Origin of the sequence: Halorubrum sp. AD140 (assembly GCF_034497445.1) — an archaeon.
Classification (GTDB): domain Archaea; phylum Halobacteriota; class Halobacteria; order Halobacteriales; family Haloferacaceae; genus Halorubrum.
The window spans coordinates 1-1,339 of sequence record NZ_JAXRUU010000212.1 but is presented as its reverse complement, the minus strand read 5'-3'; the positions used below and the strand labels follow the sequence as shown (position 1 = coordinate 1,339).

Genomic DNA, 1,339 nt, shown 5'->3' with positions numbered 1-1,339 from the left:
CGACCGCCTCGTCGTCGTACAGCGCCGCGATCTCGGCGTCGTCGGTCCCGACGCCGCGGACGACGTTAACGTGCTGGTGCCACTCGTAGCGATTCCCGACCTCGCTCGTGACCGCTAAGATGACGAGTTCGCGCTCCCGGTCGGCGAGGCCGCTGTCGCTCCACAGCGACCGAGGAACGACCGGAGGCCCGCCAACACCTCGGGGTCGTTGCCGATCGACTGGTACACGTGGAGCGGTTTCCCCTGAAGCGACGACGCTAAGATGGCCTCGTACTCGTCCGGCACGTCAGCCGCCTCGGCGTGGGGAACGCGGGCCATAGGGGCCGCTCACGGCGGCGGGGCATAGATGTACGCGACTCGGTATCGTTCGCCGCGATCGGTGTCGCCACTGACGCCGGCGGCGATTCGGGTCGCGTTAAGTTTGGCGTGAATTGTGGTAGACTGCGAGGGCTTCGAGCCAATTTTGAGCTGTCTCTAACGCGACATTGCTGAAACTATTCGCAAACGATGATGTTCGTCGTTCTATTTCCCAAAAGACACGTTCGATAGCATTCCGATTTCCATGTTGAATGATTTGAAATCGATAGCCGTCTTCAGCGAGAACTGATCCGAGATAGTCTGCGTCATCGACGAGAAATTCCACATTGTCGAGCTGATAGCGCCGGTGGGGCTCGGTGAGAAACCATCGCGTCGTCTGTTTATTTGCGGTCGGATAGAGACTCACGTGAAGGATCTCGTTCGTCTGTGGATCAACCGCGCCGTACAGCCAGAACTTCTGGCCGTGAAGGCGGATCATCTTTTCGTCAACCGAAAGTTGATCCTCTGAGACGGTCGAGATCGGCTGTAGATCGGCTTTATGTACCCAGTTGTGAATAGCGACGTGACTCCGATCGATCCCAAACCTCTCGAGATGTTTACTTACCTCGCGGAGCGACATACCGGCTAAGTGACAGCGGATCCCTACTTCAATCGCCCATCGCGGAGTCCGATCTCGCTCCACAAACGACAAGTCAATCCACGCAATACGTTCGCTGAGGCGGTCGATTTCTGCCATAGACACTCAGACATCGTCCGCCTCATTCTCTAACTTAACGCGACCGACTCTGTCCCCATAGGATTTATAGTACGCTCTTTATGAAATAGTAGATGAGTTGTACAATGTCCGACACAGAGTTAGAGGACTTCCTCATCTTACGAGCACTCGATGAACCGATAACCGAAGCAGATCTCGAAGCTGCCGGAGAGAAATCAGGTGAGGTACTGAAAGCGCTCCGTGACGAAGGTGTAGGGATCAAGTGGGTTGGTTCCGAGGTACTGACGAACGCGGATGGACAGGTTA

Annotated in this window: 2 protein-coding genes and 2 pseudogenes; 1 reads left to right on the top strand and 3 read right to left on the bottom strand. The window is 56.0% G+C overall.

Translation table 11 applies throughout. The features are described 5' to 3' along the window. The 3 genes and pseudogenes from U4E84_RS17545 to U4E84_RS17535 form a co-directional block, all read right to left on the bottom strand. Positions 1-121 (bottom strand): annotated as a pseudogene (locus U4E84_RS17545) (carboxymuconolactone decarboxylase family protein); the annotation flags it as partial. Continuing rightward, entirely contained in the window at positions 115-318 is a 204-nt protein-coding gene (locus U4E84_RS17540) for a hypothetical protein (RefSeq protein WP_322533370.1), read from the bottom strand. The pseudogene U4E84_RS17545 and the gene U4E84_RS17540, both read right to left, overlap by 7 nt. Before the next feature lie 97 nt (positions 319-415). After that, positions 416-1,054 (bottom strand): IS6 family transposase, encoded by a 639-nt coding sequence (locus tag U4E84_RS17535; protein WP_322533369.1) that lies wholly within the window; start codon positions 1,052-1,054, stop codon positions 416-418. Positions 1,055-1,158: 104 nt separating this feature from the next. On the opposite strand from U4E84_RS17535, the pseudogene U4E84_RS17530 reads away from it, so the two are divergent. Next, positions 1,159-1,339 (top strand): annotated as a pseudogene (locus tag U4E84_RS17530) (DUF4242 domain-containing protein); the annotation flags it as partial.